Below are 19,168 nucleotides of genomic sequence, written 5' to 3' on the forward strand. Positions count from 1 at the left end.
GCCCCTTCAGTATTCCAATGCCGCGGCTTTGAGGTACATGCCGTCCGGGCCCTGGGCAATGCGTAATTTGCGTACGTCACCGGCTTTCAAGGTGATGTTCTGCGCGGGTGGCGCGAGCATGCCTGGCAGACAGCCGGGGGCCTGGCTCGGCAACACTTTCAGGCGCAACGACACATCGCCAGGGGGAAGGTTGAAGGCGGTGGCCTGTTCCTGGAACAGACGCCCGGCCAGTTGGTCCTGGATATACAGGCCGATCTCGCAGTGGGTCGGCACTTCCAGGCGTTCGCGGGAAATAATCAGCACCGCATAATCTTCAGCAGCGAGGGCCTGGGGCGCAGCGGCAGGCAAGCTCATCAGGCCGGCAAGGGCAAAAAACAACCAGCGCATGGCGAATGCTCCGTGGTTCACAGCTAGGGAGGTTGAAGCTTGGCCGACGTCGCCGCCGAATACCAGCCCGGCAGAAATACTGAGAACTTGACCTTGCCATCATGGCAAGCTCGACACTGGGCTCAACCTCATCAAAGGAGTCATGTCATGCAAATATTCAGCGTTGAAGGAATGACCTGCGGCCACTGCGTTAAAGCGGTGACCCAGGCGGTACAGAGCAAGGATCCGGCGGCGAGTGTAAAGGTGGATTTGGCAGCGAAAGAAGTGGGTGTGGAAAGCCGCTTATCTGCAGATGACGTGATCGGCCTGATAACCGAAGAAGGCTACAGCGCCAAGCTGGCGTGATTTTTCTGATCGTTAGCCACCTAACGTAATGTTCATGGCACCCAAGCGCGGCTAGACTGTTGAGCTGCCGACTCACTTGGGTGTCTGATGAACCTTCGCATAATCCTGATTCTGGGCGCCTTGAGCGCCTTCGCGCCGTTGGCGATCGACTTTTACCTGCCGGGCTTTCCGGCAATGGCCACGGCCTTCGCCACTGATGAAAAACATATCCAGCTGACCCTGGCCGTGTATTTCGCGGGCCTGGCTATTGGCCAATTGATCTACGGGCCGCTGGCCGACCGCTTTGGCCGGCGCGTGCCGCTGCTCAGCGGCGTCACCCTGTTTACCCTCGCGTCTTTCGCCTGTGCGTATGCGCCGTCCCTGGAGTGGCTGATCGGTGCACGCTTCGTGCAGGCCCTTGGCGGGTGTGCGGGCATGGTGATTTCCCGGGCGGTAGTTAGTGACAAATGCGATGCCGTGGGCTCGGCCAAGGTGTATTCGCAACTGATGCTGGTGACCGGCCTGGCCCCGATCCTGGCGCCATTGGCCGGTGGCCTGATGGTCGGCGTGTGGGGCTGGCAGTCGATTTTCCTGGCGTTGTCGTTATTCAGCGTGATGGCGGCCATCGCCGTGGCGGTCGGGTTGCCGGAAACCTTCCCGGCCGATCAGCCGCGCCATCCGTTGTCGGGCTCGTTGCGCCGCTACGGCTCGCTACTGTCAGACCGGGTGTACCTGGGCTATGCCTTGACCGGCGGCATCTCGATTGCCGGGATGTTTGCCTACATCGCCGGCTCCCCCTTCGTATTTATCAAGCTCTATGGCGTGCCGGCCGAGCATTACGGCTGGTTGTTCGGCTCCAACGCCGCGGGCTTTATCCTGGTGGCGCAACTGAACGCAAGATTGCTCGCCAAGCGCGGCCCCGCGTTTTTGCTGTCGCGCACCGTGTGGGTGTACGTGGCGGCGGCGTTGACGCTGTTGGGAATTGCCGCGTTGCGCACCGAGGCGCTATGGCCGTTGCTGGTGCCGCTGTTTATCTGTATCGCCAGCCTGGGCTGCATTTTGCCGAATACCTCGGCCTGTGCCATGAGCGGGCAGGGGACTCGGGCCGGCAGCGCGTCGGCGTTGCTCGGTTGCATTCAGTTTGGTGTGGCGGCAGGCGCGGCGTCGTTGGTCGGTGTGTTGCACAACGGCACGGCGATGCCGATGGCCATGGTCATCTGCCTCTGCGGGGTGCTGGCGGTGACCATTGCCATGGCGACCCAGCGCCTGCAACGGGCAAGGGCCGTACAGGCGCAGGTCTGACGTTCGGTTCAGCCAGCGGAACGTTGCTGGTTGAGGGGGAAGCGGTGGGGAGCCTGGATCCGGGCCTGCAGCGTGTCGGCGAAGGCCCGGGCCTCGGCTTCACTGCGAAAGGTGATGGCCTCGCCGTCGAGACGAACTTGCCATTGGCTGCCGGGGGATTTTGCTAACGCTTTTATCAGGATTTTCATTGCTGACTTCCTCACGTAAAAGAATCGTGGCAAAGGCGGCCAATATAAACCTGAACGGGCTCATAAATATGACAAGGATCAACTCTCGGACTAATGGTGTCGTCCATTACCTACGTGGATAACGGACGACACTGACAGCCGTTTTTTCAGAACCCTTCCAGCACGATCTTGCCCTTGGCCTTGCCGCTTTCCAGCAGGGCGTGGGCGCGGCGCAGGTTCGCCGCATTGATCACGCCGAAGTGCTCGCCCACCGTGGTTTTCAGGGTGCCGGCGTCGATCAGTTCGGCCACGCGGTTGAGCAGGTTGTGCTGTTCGATCATGTCTGAGGTCTCGAACATCGAACGGGTGTACATGAACTCCCAGTGCAGCGACAGGCTCTTGCGCTTGAGCTTGCTCACATCCAGGGCCTTGGGATCGTCGATCAACGCCAGCTTGCCTTGGGGTTGCAGCGCTTCGACCAGTTGGTCCAAGTGATGCTCGGTCTGGGTCAGGCTGGCAACGTGGGTGACTTGCCCGTGCCCGGCCTGTTTCAACACTTCGCTCAGCGGCTGGCTGTGGTCGATCACTATGTGCGCTCCAAGAGCCTTGGCCCATGCCTGGGTTTCGGGGCGAGAGGCAGTGCCGATGACCTTCAGCGCCGTGAGCTGGTTGGCCAGTTGAGTCAGGATCGACCCCACGCCACCGGCAGCGCCGACGATCAGCAGGCTCTGGCCTTGATCGTCTTTGCCTTCAGCGACCTGCAAGCGTTCGAACAACAGCTCCCACGCAGTGATAGCGGTCAGCGGCAATGCGGCCGCTTCGGCAAACCCCAGGCTTCGGGGCATATGGCCGACGATGCGTTCATCCACGGTGTGCAGTTCGCTGTTGCCGCCTGGGCGTACCAGGGAACCGGCGTAGTACACCTTGTCGCCGACTTTGAATAACGTCACGTCACTGCCGACCGCCTTGACCACACCCGCCACGTCCCAACCCAGCACCTTGGCGGCGCCATTTTCCGGGGCGACGTTCTGGCGCACCTTGGTGTCCACCGGGTTGACCGAGATGGCTTTGACTTCCACCAACAGGTCACGGGGGCCGGCAACGGGAGCTGGTAATTCGATGTCTTGCAGGGATTCTGGATCGTTGATCGGCAGTGAGGCGTAGTAGGCAATGGCTTTCATGATGACTCCAAGTGAATACGGTCAAGGTAGGAGCGAGCTTGCTCGCGAAGATCGTTAACGATGACGCGGTGTTTCTGGTTTCGCGCGCCGTCCTTGGGGTTTTCGCGAACAAGCTCGCTCCTAAAAAAAGGCGGGATCAGGCGAGAAATTTCAGGCGTTTGAGTTCGAAGTGTTCGATCACATCGGCGGCCTTGGCGCGAAAGCTCTGGATATGCGCGCTCTGGTCGTGGTCGGCCAGCGCAGCGTCGTCGCTCCAGCGCTCGAGCATGTAGAAGGTCTCGGGGTGTTGCAGGTCCTGGTGCAGGTCGTACTGCTCGCAACCGGCTTCCAGGCGGGTCGGTTCCAGCAGGCCGCGCAGCAGGGTTTCCAGGGTGGCGTGCTGGCCGGGTTTGGCGATCAGCGTGGCGATGACATTAAAAGCGGTGGACATAGTCGACTCCTGGCACGGGCTAACGGGATGGGCAGATGATTGGCTATTTCCCACGCCGATAAAAGCGGCTAAAACAGCAGGCTGTTTCAACCAAATATTGATAATGAGCGGGTATGCATGCTGCGTTTTGATGATTTGCAGTTGTTTGTGCGGGCAGCGGACTTAGGCAGCCTGTCGGCCGCGGCGCGGGTCATGGACCTGTCACCGGCGGTGGCCAGTGCTGCACTCAAGCGTATCGAACAGCAACTGGGCACGCGCTTGCTGGCGCGCTCTACCCGCAGCCTTCGGCTGACGGCCGAAGGTGAGGGCTTTCTGGAGTACGCACGGGCGTCACTGAGTGCGCTGGATGAAGGGCGGCGCCTATTGGCCAGTGGTCAGGATCACGTCAGTGGTGTGCTGCAATTGTCGGCACCCTCGGATTTTGGCCGCAACCAACTGTTGCCGTGGCTGGATGCGTTCCAGCAGGAGCATCCGCAACTGAACGTGCGCCTGTTGCTCGGTGATCGCATTGCTGACTTGTTCCGTCAGCCCGTGGACATTGCCCTGCGTTACGGCGAACCCGAAGACTCCAGCCTGATTGCGCTGCCCATCGCTGCGGACAATATTCGCGTACTCTGCGCTGCACCCAGTTACCTCGTCCGGCATGGCGAGCCGCGGCATCTGGAACAATTGGCCCAGCACAATTGCCTGCTGTACATGCTCGGCAGCCGCGTCCACGACCACTGGGGTTTTTACGATGGCAAGCGCCACGTAAGCCTGACGGTCAGCGGCGATCGCTTCAGCGATGACGCTGATGTGGTGCGCCGCTGGGCGGTGGCGGGCATGGGCATCGCCTACAAGTCTTGGCTGGATGTGAGCACCGATGTGCTGGCCGGGCGCTTGCGTTTGATCCTGCCGGAACTGCAGGGCGAGCGCACCCCGCTCAACCTGCTGTGCGCCCACCGTGCGCAATTGAGTAAACCCATCAATCTGCTGCGGGACATGCTCGTGTCCCGCTGTGCGACATTGACGGCGCAGCGACCGGGACGCATGGTTTCCCGTCAATAGCCTGCGCCACGCTCGGAAGTTTCACTCGTCTCCTGTCCTGATCTGCACTGTCAGACGCCGCGGAACCTACTGCCCGCGCACCTATACTTGGGCGTCAACCGCAGCAGAAAAAATGGTTTAACAGGGAGTGAATACATGGGAGCAGCACCTTGCATCAGCCAGATCGCCAGCTTGCTCGCCGAGCCTAAACGCACGGCCATGCTCTGGGCCTTGATGGACGGTTCGGCGAAATCTTCAGACGAGCTGGCAGCGCTGGCCGGTTTGTCGCCGGCGTCAGCCAATGCACACTTGGCGCGGCTGACCGGCAGCGGCCTGTTGCGGATCGAGGCACGGCGAGGCCAGCGCCTGTTTAGGCTAGCGGCCGCTGATGTCAGCACCGCCATTGATGCATTGGCCAGCACCACCATGGCCAGCGCGGCCCGCAGCACCCCGGATGTTTTGCCACCGGCGCTGCGAGCGCCGCCGTTGCTGCGCCGCGCCCGCTGGTGCCACGGCCACCTCGGCGGTGAACTGGCGGCGCAGCTGTATCAACGGATGCTTGAGGCCGGATGGATCGAGCGCCATGAGCAGCGTACCGAGGTGACGCCCAGGGGCGTGCAAGCGTTGGCGGAACTGGGCATTTTTACCCAGGCATTGGCATCGCCGCTGGCCTGCGACTGTTTCGACTGGAGCCAGCAACAACCCCATCTGGGCGGTGCGCTGGGGGCGGGCTTGATGCAGCTGTTTTTGCAGGCGAACTGGATCAGCGTGATCAACGAGTCACGGGCCCTGTCGGTCAATGACGGGGGGCTTGAGCACATAGCTCGCGTTGCCAAGCTGTAGGAGCGAGCTTGCTCGTGAAAAACTTGAGGGCGCCGCGTTTTATCCAGATGCCCCGCGTTATCGTTAACGTTCTTCGCGAGCAAGCTCGCTCCTACAGGTGCTGGCGTCGCTCTCAGCTGTCGTCAGGTCGCATTCAGCAATAGCCGGCGTAAACGATGCCGCACACTCGCCAAGGGGATTTTTTCATACGAGGGGTGCGGCATGGGTAGGCAGGGTTATAGCGCGGCGGAACGCCTGGAACGGTTGCCCATCAGCGGTTACCACCGAGTCATTTTCATCATCATCGCCCTGGCGTTTTTCTTCGACTCCATGGACCTGGCGATGATGACCTTCCTGCTGGGCTCGATCAAAGCCGAGTTTGGCCTGAGCACGGCCCAGGCCGGGTTGCTGGCCAGTTCGAGTTTTTTCGGCATGGTGGTGGGCGCTTCGCTGTCCGGGATGCTTGCTGATCGCTTCGGGCGCAAGCCGGTGTTCCAGTGGAGCATCGTACTCTGGGGCCTGGCGAGCTACCTGTGTTCCATGGCGCAGACGGTGGAGACGCTGACGTTGTTCCGGATCCTGCTGGGCATTGGCATGGGCATGGAGTTTCCCATTGCCCAGTCGATGCTGTCGGAGCTGATCCCCGCCAAGCGACGCGGCCGTTACATCGCCTTGATGGATGGCTTCTGGCCGTTGGGTTTTGTGGCCGCGGGCGTGTTGTCTTACTTCTTGTTGCCGGTGATTGGCTGGCGCGACATCTTTCTGGTGTTGGCGATACCGGCGGTGTTTGTGCTGGCCATCCGTTTCTTTATTCCGGAGTCGCCGCGTTGGCTGGAACAGGCTGGGCGCCATGAGGCGGCGGACAAGGTCTTGCTTGGCATCGAGCAGAAGGTGCGCGATTCCCTGGGCCGCGCCGACTTGCCGGAGCCGATTGCCCTGCCACGGATCGAGAGTGCGCCGGGGACGTTTTTCTCCGCGTTCCAGCAGCTGTGGTCCGCGCAGTACCGCCAACGCACGATGATGATCTGGAGTGTGTGGTTCTTCGCCCTGCTTGGGTTCTACGGGCTGACGTCGTGGTTGAGTGCGTTGTTACAGCAATCGGGTTTTGCTGTGACTCAGTCGGTGTATTACACGGTGATCATTTCCCTGGGCGGAATCCCAGGCTTTTTGATGGCCGCGTGGTTGGTCGAGCGCTGGGGGCGCAAGCCCGTGTGCGTGGTGACCTTGCTGGGCGGCGGGGTGATGGCGTTTGTGTATGGGCAGAGCGCAGTGTTTGGCGGCAACGTAAGCCTGCTGATCACCTCGGGGTTGTTGATGCAGTTCTTCCTGTTTGGCATGTGGGCGGTGCTGTACACCTACACGCCGGAGTTGTATCCCACCTCGGCACGTGCGACCGGCTCGGGGTTTGCGTCGGCGATTGGGCGGGTTGGCTCGTTGCTGGGGCCGTTGGTAACCGGACTGGTATTCCCGATAACCGGGCAGGGCGGGGTATTTGCCTTGGGTGCGCTGTGCTTTGCGGTGGCGGCGCTGGTGGTGTGGTTGTTCGGGATGGAGACCAAGGGCAAGACCCTGGAAGAACTCACCCAGGCTTAAAGCTGATGGGGCCATGTGGGAGCCGGGCTTGCCCGCGATAGCGGTAGGTCAGGCAATAAGAGGCTGGCTGATACACCGCTATCGCAGGCAAGCCAGCTCCCACAGGTTGAGTCCAGGTCTATTCAGTTATGGCTTCACGAGCCGCGCATCCAGGCTGTTCTGCGCCAGGCGTTTGGCCTGGTCCTGAGTCATGCCCAGGCTGGTGTGCAGCGCATGGAAGTTCTCAGTGACGTAACCGCCGAAGTACGCCGGGTCATCCGAGTTCACGGTGACCTTTACGCCACGTTCGAGCATGTCGAGGATGTTGTGCTGGGCCATGTCGTCGAACACGCAGAGCTTGGTGTTGGACAGCGGGCACACGGTCAACGGGATCTGCTCGTCGATGATGCGCTGCATCAAGCGCTCGTCTTCGATGGCGCGCACGCCATGGTCGATGCGTTGGATTTTCAGCAGGTCGATGGCTTCCCAGATGTACTCGGGCGGGCCTTCTTCACCGGCGTGGGCCACGGTCAGGAAGCCTTCGTGACGGGCACGGTCGAACACGCGCTGGAACTTGCTCGGTGGGTGGCCCATTTCCGAGCTGTCCAGGCCCACGGCCACGAACGCGTCACGGAATGGCAGCGCCTGGTCGAGGGTTTTCTGCGCTTCGTCTTCGCTCAGGTGGCGCAGGAAGCTGAGGATCAAACCGCTGGTGATGCCCAGTTGCTGCTCGCCGTCTTTGAGTGCGGCGGCGATGCCGTTGAGCACCACTTCGAACGGCACGCCACGGTCGGTGTGGGTTTGCGGGTCGAAGAACGGTTCAGTGTGAATCACGTTCTGGGCCTTGCAGCGCAGCAGGTAGGCCCAGGTCAGGTCGTAGAAATCCTGGGACGTGCGCAGCACATCGGCGCCCTTGTAATACAGGTCGAGAAACTCTTGCAGGTTGTTGAAGGCGTAGGCCTTGCGCAGGGTTTCGACGTCGTTCCATGGCAGCGCAATCTTGTTGCGCTCGGCCAGGGCGAACAGCAGCTCAGGCTCCAGCGAGCCTTCCAGGTGCAGGTGCAATTCAGCCTTGGGCAGGGCGTTGAGCCAATCGTACATTTTTAAATTCTCATCAGGTGCAATGGCGGCATTCTACAGGCCATGGCTGAAATAATCGGCAAAACCTGACCAGCAGGAGAGTATTTCTGTCACTCACGCAAGGGCGGCCTGAACTAAGGTGTAACGAAACGTTAGTGGCTCGGCGCAGTCTGTACCCCATCAATGACTGATTCGCTGTATGAAAAGGCCCGGAATGCTCACATCCCTCAAGCAAGAAAAATTCATGCTGCTGGCGCTGATTGCCGCCATCGCCGCCTACCCGCTGGAACACTGGATGCTCCACAGCGGCCAACTGGTCGCGCTGCTGGCCGGCTTCGCGCTGATCGCGTTTATCGTGATGGCATCGATGCGCGTGGCTCATCACGCCGAGCAGTTGGCGGAAAAAGTCGGTGACCCCTACGGCACCATGATCCTGACCCTCGCCGCGGTATTGGTGGAGGTGGTGATCCTGGCGATCATGATGAGCAACGAGCCATCGCCGACGCTGGTGCGCGACACCATTTACTCAGCGGTGATGCTCGATATCAACGGCATCCTCGGCCTGGCCGCGCTGATGGGCGGCATCAAGCATGGCGAACAGTCCTACAACGATGACTCGGCGCGCACCTACAGTGTGATGATTCTTACTGCCATGGGTGTGTCGATGGTGGTGCCGGAATTTATCCCCGAAGCGGACTGGAAAATTTACTCGGCCTTCACCATTGGCGCGATGGTGGTGCTTTACACCTTGTTCCTGCGCATGCAGGTGGGGCCGCACAGTTATTTCTTCAGCTACAGCTATCCGGAAAAACGCCGTAAGAAACAGCCGGAAGACGAGCACGCGCCGTCTGTCAGCCTGACGTTTTCCATTGCGACCCTGGTGTTTGGGGTGATCGTGATTGGCGCGCTGGCCGAGGTGATGTCAAAGACCCTCGACCTGGGCCTGGAAGGGACCGGCGCACCGCCGGTGATTACCGCGATTGTGGTGGCGGCTATCTCGGCCGCGCCTGAGATCCTCACGGCACTGCGCGCCGCGTTGGCCAACCGCATGCAATCGGTGGTCAACATCGCGCTGGGGGCTTCCTTGTCTACGGTGATCCTGACGGTGCCGGTGATGGAAGCCATGGCGCTCTACACCGGGCAGCCGTTCCAGATGGCGATGACGCCGGTGCAAACGGTGATGGTGTTTATCACCCTGATCGTCAGCGCGATCAACCTCAACGACGGGGAAACCAATGCGATAGAAGGGATGACGCATTTTGTGTTGTTTGCGACCTTTATCATGCTGTCGCTGTTGGGGCTATAACCCGATTTGAACGGCGCCGCAGACCCAATGTGGGAGCGGGCTTGCTCGCGAATGCGGTGGTTCAGTCACAGATGTACTGACTGACACAGCGCATTCGCGAGCAAGCCCGCTCCACATTTGGATTGGTACCTGGCTTAGGTGCCTGCGATCAACTGGCGCGCTGCCTGGCTGTGATCCGCGATCAAGCCTTTCAGATCCAGCCCTTCGACTTGGCCGTCGATCACCCGCCATTGACCTGCGATCATCACCCGGTCTGCCCGGTCCGCACCGCACAACAGCAGCGCGGAAATGGGGTCATGGCTGCCGGAGAAGCGCAGCTCATCAAGCTTGAACAGTGCCAGGTCCGCCTGTTTGCCTACTGCCAACTCGCCAATATCCGTGCGCCCCAGCAACTGCGCCGAGCCCTTGGTGGCCCAGCCCAATACACCTTCGGGGGTGATCTTTTCCGCGCCGTAGCGCAGGCGCTGGATGTACAGGGCCTGGCGTGCTTCAAGGATCATGTTCGAGGCGTCGTTGGAGGCGGAGCCGTCCACGCCCAGGCCGATGGGGGCGCCGGCGGCGAGCAGGTCCAGGGTCGGGCAAATGCCGGAGGCCAGGCGCATATTCGAGCTTGGGCAATGGCAGATGCCGGTGCCGGCTGCGCCCAGGCGCTCGATTTCGTCCGGGTTGAAGTGAATGCCGTGGGCCAGCCAGGTGCGCGGGCCAAGCCAGCCGACGCTGTCGAGGTAATCCACGGTACGCAGCCCGAAGCGTTGCAGGCAGAAATCTTCCTCATCAAGGGTTTCCGCCAAATGGGTGTGCAGGCGCACGTCCAACTGGTTGGCCAGCTCGGCGCTGGCTTGCATGATTTCGGGGGTGACGGAAAACGGCGAGCACGGCGCCAGGGCGATCTGGATCTGCGCACCGTCACCGCGCTGGTGATATTCGCGGATCAGGCGCTGGCTGTCTTCGAGAATCACTTGGCCTTGCTGCACCGTTTGCTGCGGCGGCAGGCCGCCATCGGCTTCGCCCAGGCTCATGGAACCGCGGGTGAGCATGGCGCGCATCCCCAGTTCACGCACGCTGTCTACCTGCACATCAATGGCGTTTTCCAAACCATCGGGGAACAGGTAGTGGTGGTCGGCCGCCGTGGTGCAGCCCGAGAGCAGCAATTCGGCCAGGGCGACTTTGCTGGCCAGGGCGAGTTTTTCCGGGGTGAGTCGCGCCCATACCGGGTACAGGGTTTTCAGCCAGGGAAACAGCGGCTGGTTGACCACCGGGCCCCAGGCACGGGTCAGGGTTTGATAGAAGTGGTGGTGGGTGTTGATCAGCCCAGGCAGCACCACATGCTCGCGAGCATCGAACACCTGCGCGCAAGGCTGCGCGGGCGCTTGCCCTTGGGCCAGCACTTCGGTGATGACACCGTCTTGCAGCACCAGGCCGCCACGGGCATCGAGGCCATTGGCAGTGAAAATGGCGAGGGGGTTTTTTAACCAGATACGGGTCGCAGGCATTGGCCGGCTCCTCTGAATGATGGGTTCAGGTTTGCCAGCTCAGTGTTGCCCTGTCTGCTGATCCAGGGTCGCCGGGGAGGGCGAGGAGGGCAGTTTACGCGTGGATCGTTATCGACGGCAATTGGTCGATAACGACCCTTTGCCACTTACCAGGCGATGGTGTCGCCTTTGTAGTCGACGAAGTGATGGCCGCCTTTGCCGGTGTAGGCATTTACCTGGTCCACCAGGCCGCGCACGCTGGTCTCGACGTCGATGTGGGCGTTTTCGCCGCCCATGTCGGTCTTCACCCAGCCTGGATGCAGCGACAGCACCGTCGGTTTGGGCTCGCCCAGTTGCGTGATAAAGCTGTTGGTCATCGAATTGAGGGCGGCCTTGCTGGCTTTGTACAGCGCCAGGTCCGAGCCGTCGGGAATGGTCACGCTGCCCAGTACTGAACTCATGAAGGCCAGCACGCCGGTGTCTTTGCGGATCTGCCCGACAAAACGCTGGGCCAGGTTGATCGGCGCCACGGCGTTGGTGAAGAACAACTGGCCGACTTCCGCCAGGGTCGCGTGGCCGGGCTCCTGATTGGCCGGGCCTTTGACGCCGGCGTTGACGAACAGCAGGTCAAAGGTGCGATCTTTCAGGTGTTGGGCCAGGGCGATCACGGCTTGCTGATCGTCCATGTCCAACTTCTCGATTTGCACCGGCCCCACGGCTTTCAACGCATCGGCCTTGTTCGGATCGCGCACGGTGGCGGTCACGTCCCAGCCGTCCTGGAGCAGTTGCTTGACCAGGCCAAGGCCCAGCCCGCGCGAGGCGCCGATGATCAGTGCGGTTTTTGGCGTAGACATGAAAGGCTTCCTTTGAAATCGCGGTTCAGGGAGTTCAGCGCATAACAGTAGCAGTTTCAGCGTTCGAGCAGGATGCGCCCACGGCTCAGGTCGGCGAGCTGGGTTTGCAGGGTGTCGATGTGCGCCTCCCCCAGGGCGAGTTGCAGTTCTACGCCGTTGGCGGTAAAGGTTTCTTCCACCACAAGCCCGCCGAGTTCAGCGACACGCAGCTTCACCAGGTTCAGTTCGGAGAAGCCACAGGCGCAACGCAGGGGGACGCGGCTGATCAGCTCGATGCGCTCGGCATTTTGCAGGCATTTATTGGCCCCGCCGCCATAGGCGCGGGCCAATCCACCCGTGCCCAGTTGAATGCCGCCGTACCAGCGGATCACCAAGACGGCCACCTGATCAAAGCCCTGGGCCTCGATGGCTGCAAGAATCGGGCGCCCGGCGGTGCCTCCGGGTTCGCCGTCATCGCTGCTGCGGTATTGATCGCCCAGCTTCCAGGCCCAGCAGTTGTGCGTGGCGTTGAGGTCGCTGTGTTGCTCGAAAAACGCCTGGGCGTCCTGCGGGCTGGTAATCGGCGCCGCCAAGGTGATAAAGCGACTTTTGCGTATTTCTTCACGAAACTCGCAAAAGCCGGTGAGCGTAAAAGACATAAATCGCTTCGTTTATAGGGCTGGCTTGATGCCGCAGCCTTTGAGAATGATATGGATCAGGTTGGTGCCGGCATCTTCCATGTCCTGCTTGGTCAGCTTGGTGCGACCGGTAACACGGCAGATCTGGGTGGCGAAGTCAGCGTAGTGCTGGGTGCTGCCCCACAGCAGGAAGATCAGGTGCACAGGGTCGACGGGGTCCATTTTGCCGGCGTCGATCCACGCCTGGAACACTGCGGCACGGCCACTGAACCAGGCCCGATAGTCCTGGCCGAAATATTCAGTGAGGCATTCGCCACCGCTGATGATCTCCATGGCGAAGATCCGCGAAGCCTGGGGTTGGCGGCGCGAGAATTCCATCTTGGTGCGGATGTAGCGAGCGAGCGCCACGGCCGGTTCGTCCTCGGCGGTCAGCGCGTTGAAGGTGCTGTCCCACAGTTCGAGGATATTGCTCAGCACCGCGACGTACAGGCCCAGCTTGTTGGTGAAGTAGTAGTGCAAATTGGCCTTGGGCAGCCCGGCACTGGCAGCGATGGTGTTCATGCTGGTGCCTTTGTAGCCATGACGCGCGAATTCATCTTCAGCAGCCTGGAGAATCGCTTGTTCGTTCTTTTGCCGAATGCGGCTGGCGGGTTTACCGGCGTGGTTGCTGTGGGCAGGAACTTCGAGGCTCATGGAGGTTTCCGTGCTGATCGATAGAGACGACGTGTGCACAGATAACCCACCCTCAAGCCTCAGACAAGTCCTGATGCAATAAAACCGTCAAAGCGGCTCCAGGCTGTCGCGTTCCGGGCTGTGGTTTGCGGCGGCGGTACTTGCCTTGGCCTCCGGCAGTAACAGGCACAGCAGGATGGCGGTGATACCGCCGCTGGTGATGGCGGAGTCGAACAGGTTCTGCACCAGTGTCGGCATCAGGTGCAGCAGGTTAGGTTGCGCGGCGATACCCAGGCCAACGCCGAATGAGGTGGCGATGATCAGCATGCTGCGTCGGTCCAGCGGTGCCTGGGCAAGGATGCGCACGCCGGCCGCCGCCACGCTGCCGAACATCACCAGGGTGGCGCCGCCCAGCACCGGCTTGGGGATTTGCTGCAGCACGGCGCCGATCAATGGAAACAGGCCCAGACAGAACAGCAACACGCCGATGTACAAACCGACGTAACGGCTGGCCACGCCGGTGAGTTGGATCACGCCATTGTTCTGCGCAAACGTGGTGTTGGGGAAGGCGCTGAAGGTGGCGGCGATCATGCAGCTCACCCCATCGCCGAGCACGCCGCCCTTGAGCCGGCTTATATAAGAAGGGCCGCTGATGGGCTGGCGGGCAATCATGCAATTGGCGGTGAGATCGCCGACGGTTTCGATGCTGCTGATCAGATAAATCAGCGCAATCGGCAGGAAGGCGCTCCAGTCGAAGTTGAAACCAAAGCGGAATGGTGTAGGCAGGCTGACCAATGGCAGGTCAGGCAACGCCTGGGGAGTCAGTTTGCCGCTGAACCACGCCGCGAGGCTGCCCAGGGCCAGGCCGATGATGATGGCCGACAAGCGTACCCAGGGCGTGTTCGAGCGGTTGAGCAGGATGATCGTCAATACAACGAACAGGCCCAGCGCCAAGTTGGCGGGAGCGCCGAAGTCCGGTGCATTGAAACCACCGCCGAGGTCGGTGATGCCTACTTTGATCAGGCTGATGCCGATCAGCGTAATTACGATGCCGGTCACCAGGGGAGTGATCACGCGGCGCAACTGGCTGATAAAGCGGCTCAATACAATCTGCACCGCCGCGCCGAAGAAGCACACGCCGAAAATCATCGCCAGAATGTCTTCCGGGCTGCCGCCGCGTTGTTTCACCAGAAAGCCTGCAGACAACACCGCGCCGAGAAACGCAAAGCTGGTGCCTTGCAGGCAGATCATGCCGGCACCGATACCAAACGGCCTGCGTGCCTGGATGAAGGTGCCTACGCCGGAAACCATCAACGCCATGCTGATCAGGTAGGGCAAGTGGGCGGTGAGGCCGAGGGTGGAGCCAATAATCAGAGGCGGCGTGATGATGCCGACGAACGCCGCCAATACATGTTGCAGGGCCGCGAGGAAAGCGGGCAGTGGTTTCGGCCGGTCGTTGAGGCCGTAGATCAGGTCGCTGGGGCTGGAGGATTCTGGGGGCATGGCGGGTCAACTCAAGGCGGACGGTTCAAGGTCCTTGAACCCTTGCAAAAAGCTGTCCATATGCTCAGCTTTTTGTGCAAGGCCCGAGTTAGCGGGTGGCGGCCAGGCTTTCGAGGAAGCTTTCCAGCACCAAATGAGGGCGACGGCCCTTGCGCGTGACCGATGCCAGGCTCAAATCGTAAAAACGTGTCGCCGGTTTCAGCGCACGCAGTCGGCCTTGTTGCACCCATAGGCTGGCGTAGTGATCGGGCAAATAGCCGATATAACGCCCGGTGAGAATCAGGAACGCCATGCCTTCACGGTCTGACGCACTGGCGGTGCAGTTGAGCGCCTGGTAATGGGCCTGGATTTCCGCGGGTAAGCGGAAGGTGGGGGCGATGGCATCCTGGCTGTCGATGCGTTCGTCGTCGAGTTGCTTGTTGTCGGCGTAAAACAGCGGGTGGCCGACCGCGCAATAGAGCAAGGAGCGTTCGCTGTACAGCGGCTGGTATTCCAGGCCCGACAGTGCGCTGGCCTGGGGCACCACACCGACGTGCAGGCGACCGTCGAGTACGCCTTGCTCCACTTCATTGGGGGCGATCATGCGAATCTGGATCTGCACGTCCGGGCCGCGTTCCTTCAACTGCGCCAATGCGTGGGTGATGCGCATATGGGGCAGGGTCACCAGATTGTCGGTGAGGCCAATGATCAACTCTCCGCGCAAATGTTGGTGCAGGCCGTTGACCTCGGTGCGAAAACTTTCCAGGGCACTCAGCAGTTGCAGGGCAGACTGATAGACCTCGCGGCCTTCTTCTGTCAGAGAGAACCCGGCGCGGCCGCGTTGGCAGAGCCTCAGCCCGAGCCGTTGTTCAAGGTCGCTCATCTGCTGGCTGATGGCCGAGCGCCCGATGCCAAGGACGGTTTCCGCTGCCGAGAAGCCGCCGCACTCCACCACGCTGCGAAAGATGCGCAGCAAGCGAATATCGAAGTCACTGACTTGGGCCAAAGGGTCGGGACGACGGCTGCTCATAGTTTAGTGAAGGCCTGACTGAAGGTTAGAAGAGTTGGATTTCACCGACTTTATCCCCGTGGCAATTTAGCTGCAACAACGCTTTTTCAATCCCGACGCTGCCTTTTGCCCTGCGAGGTTTTGCTGATGAACATGCCCGAAAACGCCCCATCGTCACTGGCCAGCCAATTGAAGCTGGATGCGCACTGGATGCCTTACACCGCCAACCGCAACTTCCAGCGCGATCCACGCCTGATCGTGGCCGCCGAGGGTAGCTGGTTGACCGATGACAAGGGGCGCAAGGTCTATGATTCGTTGTCGGGCCTGTGGACCTGTGGCGCCGGGCATACGCGCAAGGAAATCCAGGAAGCGGTCGCCAAGCAATTGGGCACCTTGGACTACTCCCCAGGCTTCCAATACGGTCATCCGTTGTCCTTCCAGTTGGCGGAAAAGATCACCGACCTGACCCCAGGCAACCTGAATCATGTGTTCTTCACCGATTCGGGCTCTGAATGTGCCGATACGGCAGTGAAGATGGTGCGGGCCTACTGGCGCCTCAAAGGTCAGGCCACCAAGACCAAGATGATTGGTCGAGCCCGTGGTTACCACGGTGTGAACATTGCTGGTACCAGCCTGGGCGGTGTGAACGGTAACCGTAAGCTGTTTGGCCAGGCGATGATGGACGTCGACCATCTGCCTCACACCTTGCTGGCCAGCAACGCCTTCTCCCGGGGCATGCCGGAGCAGGGTGGTATTGCCTTGGCCGATGAGTTGCTCAAGCTGATCGAGCTGCATGATGCGTCGAACATCGCAGCCGTGTTTGTCGAGCCGATGGCCGGTTCCGCTGGCGTATTGGTGCCACCGCAGGGTTATCTCAAGCGCCTGCGCGAAATTTGCGACCAGCACAATATCCTGTTGGTGTTCGACGAAGTGATCACAGGCTTTGGCCGCACCGGCTCGATGTTCGGTGCCGACAGCTTTGGCGTGACACCGGACCTGATGTGCATCGCCAAGCAAGTCACCAACGGCGCGATCCCGATGGGCGCGGTGATTGCCAGTAGCGAGATCTACCAGACCTTCATGAATCAGGCGACGCCGGAATACGCCGTGGAATTCCCCCACGGCTACACCTACTCGGCGCACCCGGTGGCCTGCGCGGCGGGCTTGGCGGCATTGGACCTGTTGCAGAAAGAAAACCTGGTGCAGAGCGTAGCCGAAGTCGCACCGCACTTTGAGAATGCGCTGCACGGTTTGAAGGGCAGCAAGAACGTGATCGACATTCGCAACTACGGCCTGGCCGGTGCGATTCAGATTGCCCCGCGTGATGGAGATGCCATCGTGCGTCCATTCGAGGCCGGCATGGCATTGTGGAAGGCCGGTTTCTATGTGCGTTTTGGCGGCGACACCCTGCAGTTCGGGCCAACCTTCAACAGCAAGCCGCAGGACCTGGACCGTCTGTTTGACGCGGTCGGCGAAGTGCTGAACAAGATCGACTGATTTCTCCTTCTATATAGAACAATTTTTCAGGAGCCCTGCATGAGCCTTATCCAGCATTTGATCAACGGTGAGCTGGTCAACGACAGCGGTCGTAGTGCCGACGTCTATAACCCGTCTACCGGCCAGGTGATTCACCAGGTGCCGTTGGCCAGCCGTGAAACCATTCAACAGGCGATTGACTCAGCCAAGGCGGCGTTTCCGGCCTGGCGCAATACGCCGCCGGCCAAGCGTGCCCAGGTGATGTTCCGTTTCAAGCAACTGCTGGAGCAGAACGAAGCACGGATTTCGCAGTTGATCAGCGAAGAACATGGCAAAACCCTGGAAGACGCCGCGGGTGAACTCAAGCGTGGGATCGAGAACGTGGAGTACGCGTGCTCGGCGCCGGAGATTCTCAAGGGTGAATACAGCCGCAACGTAGGGCCGAACATTGATGCGTGGTCGGACTTCCAGCCATTGGGCGTGGTAGCGGGTATTACCCCGTTCAACTTCCCGGCGATGGTGCCGTTGTGGATGTACCCGCTGGCGATTGTCTGCGGTAACTGTTTCATCCTTAAACCTTCAGAGCGCGACCCGAGTTCGACGCTGTTGATCGCGCAGCTGTTGCAGGAAGCCGGGCTGCCCAAAGGCGTGCTCAGCGTGGTGCATGGCGACAAGGGCGCGGTGGACGCATTGATCGAAGCGCCTGAAGTCAAAGCCTTGAGCTTTGTAGGCTCGACGCCGATTGCCGAGTACATCTATTCCGAAGCGACCAAACGTGGCAAGCGTGTGCAGGCGCTGGGCGGGGCGAAAAACCACGCGGTGCTGATGCCGGATGCAGACCTGGATAACGCTGTGAGTGCCCTGATGGGCGCGGCGTATGGTTCCTGCGGTGAGCGTTGCATGGCGATCTCGGTGGCTGTGTGCGTGGGCGATCAGGTGGCGGATGCATTGATTGCCAAGCTGGTGCCACAGGTCAAGGCGTTGAAGATTGGTGCGGGCACTTCTTGCGGGCTGGATATGGGCCCGTTGGTGACGGGGCAGGCGCGAGATAAAGTCAGTGGCTATATAGAAGACGGTGTGTCGGCGGGGGCTGAGCTGGTCGTTGATGGCCGTGGCTTGAGTGTTGCCGGGCATGAGCAAGGTTTTTTCCTCGGTGGCAGCTTGTTTGACCGCGTCACCCCTGAGATGCGTATCTATAAAGAAGAGATCTTTGGCCCGGTGTTGTGCGTAGTGCGGGTGGATAGCCTGGAAGCGGCGATGCAACTCATCAACGATCATGAATACGGCAACGGTACTTGTATCTTCACCCGTGATGGTGAAGCGGCGCGTCTGTTCTGTGATGAGATTGAAGTCGGCATGGTGGGTGTTAACGTGCCGCTGCCGGTGCCGGTTGCGTATCACAGCTTTGGTGGCTGGAAGCGTTCGCTGTTTGGCGACTTGCATGCCTATGGGCCGGACGGGGTGCGTTTCTATACTCGTCGCAAGGCGATCACCCAGCGTTGGCCGCAACGGGCCAGCCATGAAGCGTCGCAATTCGCCTTTCCCAGCCTGTAAGGCTCGGTAGGTAAAAGGCCGGCCCCTTGGGGCCGGCCTTTGCGTTGTTGGAGCTTTTTTGACTTATATGACAGAAATGTGAAAAAGAAGGTTGACGGCAAATTCTGGAAGCCTATAATTCGCCCCACTTCCGGCGCAGTCGAAACGGAAAACTCCTTGGTAGACAATGAGTTACGCAGTTCTCGACAGCAAGTTGTTTCAGTTCATCGAAGCCAAAAGGAAGTTGAAAAAGAGGTGTTGACAGCAGCGTGTAACGCTGTAGAATTCGCCTCCCGCTTACGAGAGATCGCAAGCGCAAGTGGTTGAAGTTGTTGAAGAAATCTTCGAAAACTTCTGGAAATAACCACTTGACAGCAAGTGAGGCTGCTGTAGAATGCGCGCCTCGGTTGAGACGAAAGATCTTAACCAACCGCTCTTTAACAACTGAATCAAGCA

At 60.4% G+C, this 19,168-nt stretch carries 19 protein-coding genes; 8 read left to right on the forward strand and 11 right to left on the reverse strand.

Annotated elements, in window-relative coordinates; translation table 11 throughout:
- Nucleotides 1-6: 6 nt before the first annotated feature.
- On the reverse strand, nucleotides 7-387 hold the full coding sequence (locus AB4P90_RS04150) for a hypothetical protein (protein WP_014716764.1): 381 nt from the start codon (nucleotides 385-387) through the stop codon (nucleotides 7-9).
- 147 nt (nucleotides 388-534) lie between these two features.
- On the opposite strand from AB4P90_RS04150, the gene AB4P90_RS04155 reads away from it, so the two are divergent.
- Both AB4P90_RS04155 and AB4P90_RS04160 read left to right on the forward strand, forming a co-directional pair.
- Complete coding sequence (locus tag AB4P90_RS04155; RefSeq protein ID WP_014716765.1) at nucleotides 535-732, forward strand: heavy-metal-associated domain-containing protein; 198 nt, start codon at nucleotides 535-537, stop codon at nucleotides 730-732.
- 87 nt (nucleotides 733-819) lie between these two features.
- The gene (locus tag AB4P90_RS04160; protein WP_395605681.1) at nucleotides 820-2,013 is read left to right on the forward strand and encodes a multidrug effflux MFS transporter; all 1,194 of its coding nucleotides are present in this window, start codon (nucleotides 820-822) and stop codon (nucleotides 2,011-2,013) included.
- Nucleotides 2,014-2,021: 8 nt separating this feature from the next.
- Here AB4P90_RS04160 and AB4P90_RS04165 read toward each other — a convergent pair whose 3' ends face one another.
- From AB4P90_RS04165 to AB4P90_RS04175, 3 genes are all read right to left on the reverse strand, one after another.
- The gene (locus AB4P90_RS04165; RefSeq protein WP_014716767.1) at nucleotides 2,022-2,201 is read right to left on the reverse strand and encodes a hypothetical protein; all 180 of its coding nucleotides are present in this window, start codon (nucleotides 2,199-2,201) and stop codon (nucleotides 2,022-2,024) included.
- 146 nt (nucleotides 2,202-2,347) lie between these two features.
- Nucleotides 2,348-3,361: a zinc-binding alcohol dehydrogenase family protein gene (locus AB4P90_RS04170; RefSeq protein WP_014716768.1), complete on the reverse strand. Its 1,014-nt coding sequence runs from the start codon at nucleotides 3,359-3,361 to the stop codon at nucleotides 2,348-2,350.
- Nucleotides 3,362-3,497: 136 nt separating this feature from the next.
- Nucleotides 3,498-3,791 (reverse strand): putative quinol monooxygenase, encoded by a 294-nt coding sequence (locus AB4P90_RS04175; RefSeq protein ID WP_003188253.1) that lies wholly within the window; start codon nucleotides 3,789-3,791, stop codon nucleotides 3,498-3,500.
- Nucleotides 3,792-3,908: 117 nt separating this feature from the next.
- Between AB4P90_RS04175 and AB4P90_RS04180 the strand changes: the two genes are divergently transcribed.
- From AB4P90_RS04180 to AB4P90_RS04190, 3 genes are all read left to right on the forward strand, one after another.
- Nucleotides 3,909-4,838 (forward strand): LysR family transcriptional regulator, encoded by a 930-nt coding sequence (locus AB4P90_RS04180; protein ID WP_014716769.1) that lies wholly within the window; start codon nucleotides 3,909-3,911, stop codon nucleotides 4,836-4,838.
- Between the two features lie 135 nt (nucleotides 4,839-4,973).
- On the forward strand, nucleotides 4,974-5,660 hold the full coding sequence (locus tag AB4P90_RS04185; protein WP_020301942.1) for a helix-turn-helix transcriptional regulator: 687 nt from the start codon (nucleotides 4,974-4,976) through the stop codon (nucleotides 5,658-5,660).
- Between the two features lie 201 nt (nucleotides 5,661-5,861).
- The gene (locus AB4P90_RS04190; RefSeq protein ID WP_014716771.1) at nucleotides 5,862-7,232 is read left to right on the forward strand and encodes an MFS transporter; all 1,371 of its coding nucleotides are present in this window, start codon (nucleotides 5,862-5,864) and stop codon (nucleotides 7,230-7,232) included.
- Between the two features lie 126 nt (nucleotides 7,233-7,358).
- Here the strand turns inward: AB4P90_RS04190 and AB4P90_RS04195 are convergent, their stop codons facing one another.
- Complete coding sequence (locus AB4P90_RS04195; protein ID WP_014716772.1) at nucleotides 7,359-8,312, reverse strand: adenosine deaminase; 954 nt, start codon at nucleotides 8,310-8,312, stop codon at nucleotides 7,359-7,361.
- 193 nt (nucleotides 8,313-8,505) lie between these two features.
- Between AB4P90_RS04195 and AB4P90_RS04200 the strand changes: the two genes are divergently transcribed.
- Complete coding sequence (locus AB4P90_RS04200; protein ID WP_003188263.1) at nucleotides 8,506-9,597, forward strand: calcium:proton antiporter; 1,092 nt, start codon at nucleotides 8,506-8,508, stop codon at nucleotides 9,595-9,597.
- A 134-nt stretch (nucleotides 9,598-9,731) separates the two neighbouring features.
- On the opposite strand, the gene AB4P90_RS04205 is transcribed toward AB4P90_RS04200, so the two are convergent.
- From AB4P90_RS04205 to AB4P90_RS04230, 6 genes are all read right to left on the reverse strand, one after another.
- Nucleotides 9,732-11,090, reverse strand: coding sequence for an 8-oxoguanine deaminase (locus AB4P90_RS04205; protein ID WP_020301940.1), 1,359 nt, complete (start codon nucleotides 11,088-11,090; stop codon nucleotides 9,732-9,734).
- A 146-nt stretch (nucleotides 11,091-11,236) separates the two neighbouring features.
- Complete coding sequence (locus tag AB4P90_RS04210; RefSeq protein WP_201913696.1) at nucleotides 11,237-11,923, reverse strand: SDR family oxidoreductase; 687 nt, start codon at nucleotides 11,921-11,923, stop codon at nucleotides 11,237-11,239.
- Nucleotides 11,924-11,979: 56 nt separating this feature from the next.
- A complete protein-coding gene (locus tag AB4P90_RS04215) occupies nucleotides 11,980-12,561 on the reverse strand; it encodes a YigZ family protein (protein ID WP_014716775.1) in 582 nt (193 codons plus the stop codon).
- A gap of 12 nt (nucleotides 12,562-12,573) precedes the next feature.
- A complete protein-coding gene (locus AB4P90_RS04220; protein WP_395605682.1) occupies nucleotides 12,574-13,233 on the reverse strand; it encodes a TetR family transcriptional regulator C-terminal domain-containing protein in 660 nt (219 codons plus the stop codon).
- 87 nt (nucleotides 13,234-13,320) lie between these two features.
- A complete protein-coding gene (locus tag AB4P90_RS04225) occupies nucleotides 13,321-14,715 on the reverse strand; it encodes a uracil-xanthine permease family protein (RefSeq protein WP_032902919.1) in 1,395 nt (464 codons plus the stop codon).
- A gap of 88 nt (nucleotides 14,716-14,803) precedes the next feature.
- A complete protein-coding gene (locus tag AB4P90_RS04230) occupies nucleotides 14,804-15,724 on the reverse strand; it encodes a LysR family transcriptional regulator (RefSeq protein WP_003188270.1) in 921 nt (306 codons plus the stop codon).
- Between the two features lie 126 nt (nucleotides 15,725-15,850).
- Between AB4P90_RS04230 and AB4P90_RS04235 the strand changes: the two genes are divergently transcribed.
- Nucleotides 15,851-17,200: an aspartate aminotransferase family protein gene (locus AB4P90_RS04235; RefSeq protein WP_003188272.1), complete on the forward strand. Its 1,350-nt coding sequence runs from the start codon at nucleotides 15,851-15,853 to the stop codon at nucleotides 17,198-17,200.
- 39 nt (nucleotides 17,201-17,239) lie between these two features.
- Nucleotides 17,240-18,733 (forward strand): CoA-acylating methylmalonate-semialdehyde dehydrogenase, encoded by a 1,494-nt coding sequence (locus AB4P90_RS04240; RefSeq protein ID WP_014716778.1) that lies wholly within the window; start codon nucleotides 17,240-17,242, stop codon nucleotides 18,731-18,733.
- Nucleotides 18,734-19,168 lie beyond the last annotated feature (435 nt).

It is taken from the genome of Pseudomonas sp. B16120 (assembly GCF_044218845.1).
Lineage (GTDB): Bacteria > Pseudomonadota > Gammaproteobacteria > Pseudomonadales > Pseudomonadaceae > Aquipseudomonas > Aquipseudomonas paracarnis.

What these genes read in the sequence shown, in the direction of transcription:
- AB4P90_RS04210 (WP_201913696.1), bottom strand. Translation starts at nt 11,923, where the DNA reads ATGTCTACGCCAAAAACCGCACTGATCATCGGCGCCTCGCGCGGGCTG.
- AB4P90_RS04195 (WP_014716772.1), bottom strand. Translation starts at nt 8,312, where the DNA reads ATGTACGATTGGCTCAACGCCCTGCCCAAGGCTGAATTGCACCTGCAC.
- AB4P90_RS04155 (WP_014716765.1), top strand. Translation starts at nt 535, where the DNA reads ATGCAAATATTCAGCGTTGAAGGAATGACCTGCGGCCACTGCGTTAAA.
- AB4P90_RS04150 (WP_014716764.1), bottom strand. Translation starts at nt 387, where the DNA reads ATGCGCTGGTTGTTTTTTGCCCTTGCCGGCCTGATGAGCTTGCCTGCC.
- AB4P90_RS04185 (WP_020301942.1), top strand. Translation starts at nt 4,974, where the DNA reads ATGGGAGCAGCACCTTGCATCAGCCAGATCGCCAGCTTGCTCGCCGAG.
- AB4P90_RS04190 (WP_014716771.1), top strand. Translation starts at nt 5,862, where the DNA reads ATGGGTAGGCAGGGTTATAGCGCGGCGGAACGCCTGGAACGGTTGCCC.
- AB4P90_RS04170 (WP_014716768.1), bottom strand. Translation starts at nt 3,361, where the DNA reads ATGAAAGCCATTGCCTACTACGCCTCACTGCCGATCAACGATCCAGAA.
- AB4P90_RS04205 (WP_020301940.1), bottom strand. Translation starts at nt 11,090, where the DNA reads ATGCCTGCGACCCGTATCTGGTTAAAAAACCCCCTCGCCATTTTCACT.
- AB4P90_RS04220 (WP_395605682.1), bottom strand. Translation starts at nt 13,233, where the DNA reads ATGAGCCTCGAAGTTCCTGCCCACAGCAACCACGCCGGTAAACCCGCC.
- AB4P90_RS04160 (WP_395605681.1), top strand. Translation starts at nt 820, where the DNA reads ATGAACCTTCGCATAATCCTGATTCTGGGCGCCTTGAGCGCCTTCGCG.
- AB4P90_RS04230 (WP_003188270.1), bottom strand. Translation starts at nt 15,724, where the DNA reads ATGAGCAGCCGTCGTCCCGACCCTTTGGCCCAAGTCAGTGACTTCGAT.
- AB4P90_RS04215 (WP_014716775.1), bottom strand. Translation starts at nt 12,561, where the DNA reads ATGTCTTTTACGCTCACCGGCTTTTGCGAGTTTCGTGAAGAAATACGC.
- AB4P90_RS04240 (WP_014716778.1), top strand. Translation starts at nt 17,240, where the DNA reads ATGAGCCTTATCCAGCATTTGATCAACGGTGAGCTGGTCAACGACAGC.
- AB4P90_RS04175 (WP_003188253.1), bottom strand. Translation starts at nt 3,791, where the DNA reads ATGTCCACCGCTTTTAATGTCATCGCCACGCTGATCGCCAAACCCGGC.
- AB4P90_RS04200 (WP_003188263.1), top strand. Translation starts at nt 8,506, where the DNA reads ATGCTCACATCCCTCAAGCAAGAAAAATTCATGCTGCTGGCGCTGATT.
- AB4P90_RS04235 (WP_003188272.1), top strand. Translation starts at nt 15,851, where the DNA reads ATGAACATGCCCGAAAACGCCCCATCGTCACTGGCCAGCCAATTGAAG.
- AB4P90_RS04180 (WP_014716769.1), top strand. Translation starts at nt 3,909, where the DNA reads ATGCTGCGTTTTGATGATTTGCAGTTGTTTGTGCGGGCAGCGGACTTA.
- AB4P90_RS04165 (WP_014716767.1), bottom strand. Translation starts at nt 2,201, where the DNA reads ATGAAAATCCTGATAAAAGCGTTAGCAAAATCCCCCGGCAGCCAATGG.
- AB4P90_RS04225 (WP_032902919.1), bottom strand. Translation starts at nt 14,715, where the DNA reads ATGCCCCCAGAATCCTCCAGCCCCAGCGACCTGATCTACGGCCTCAAC.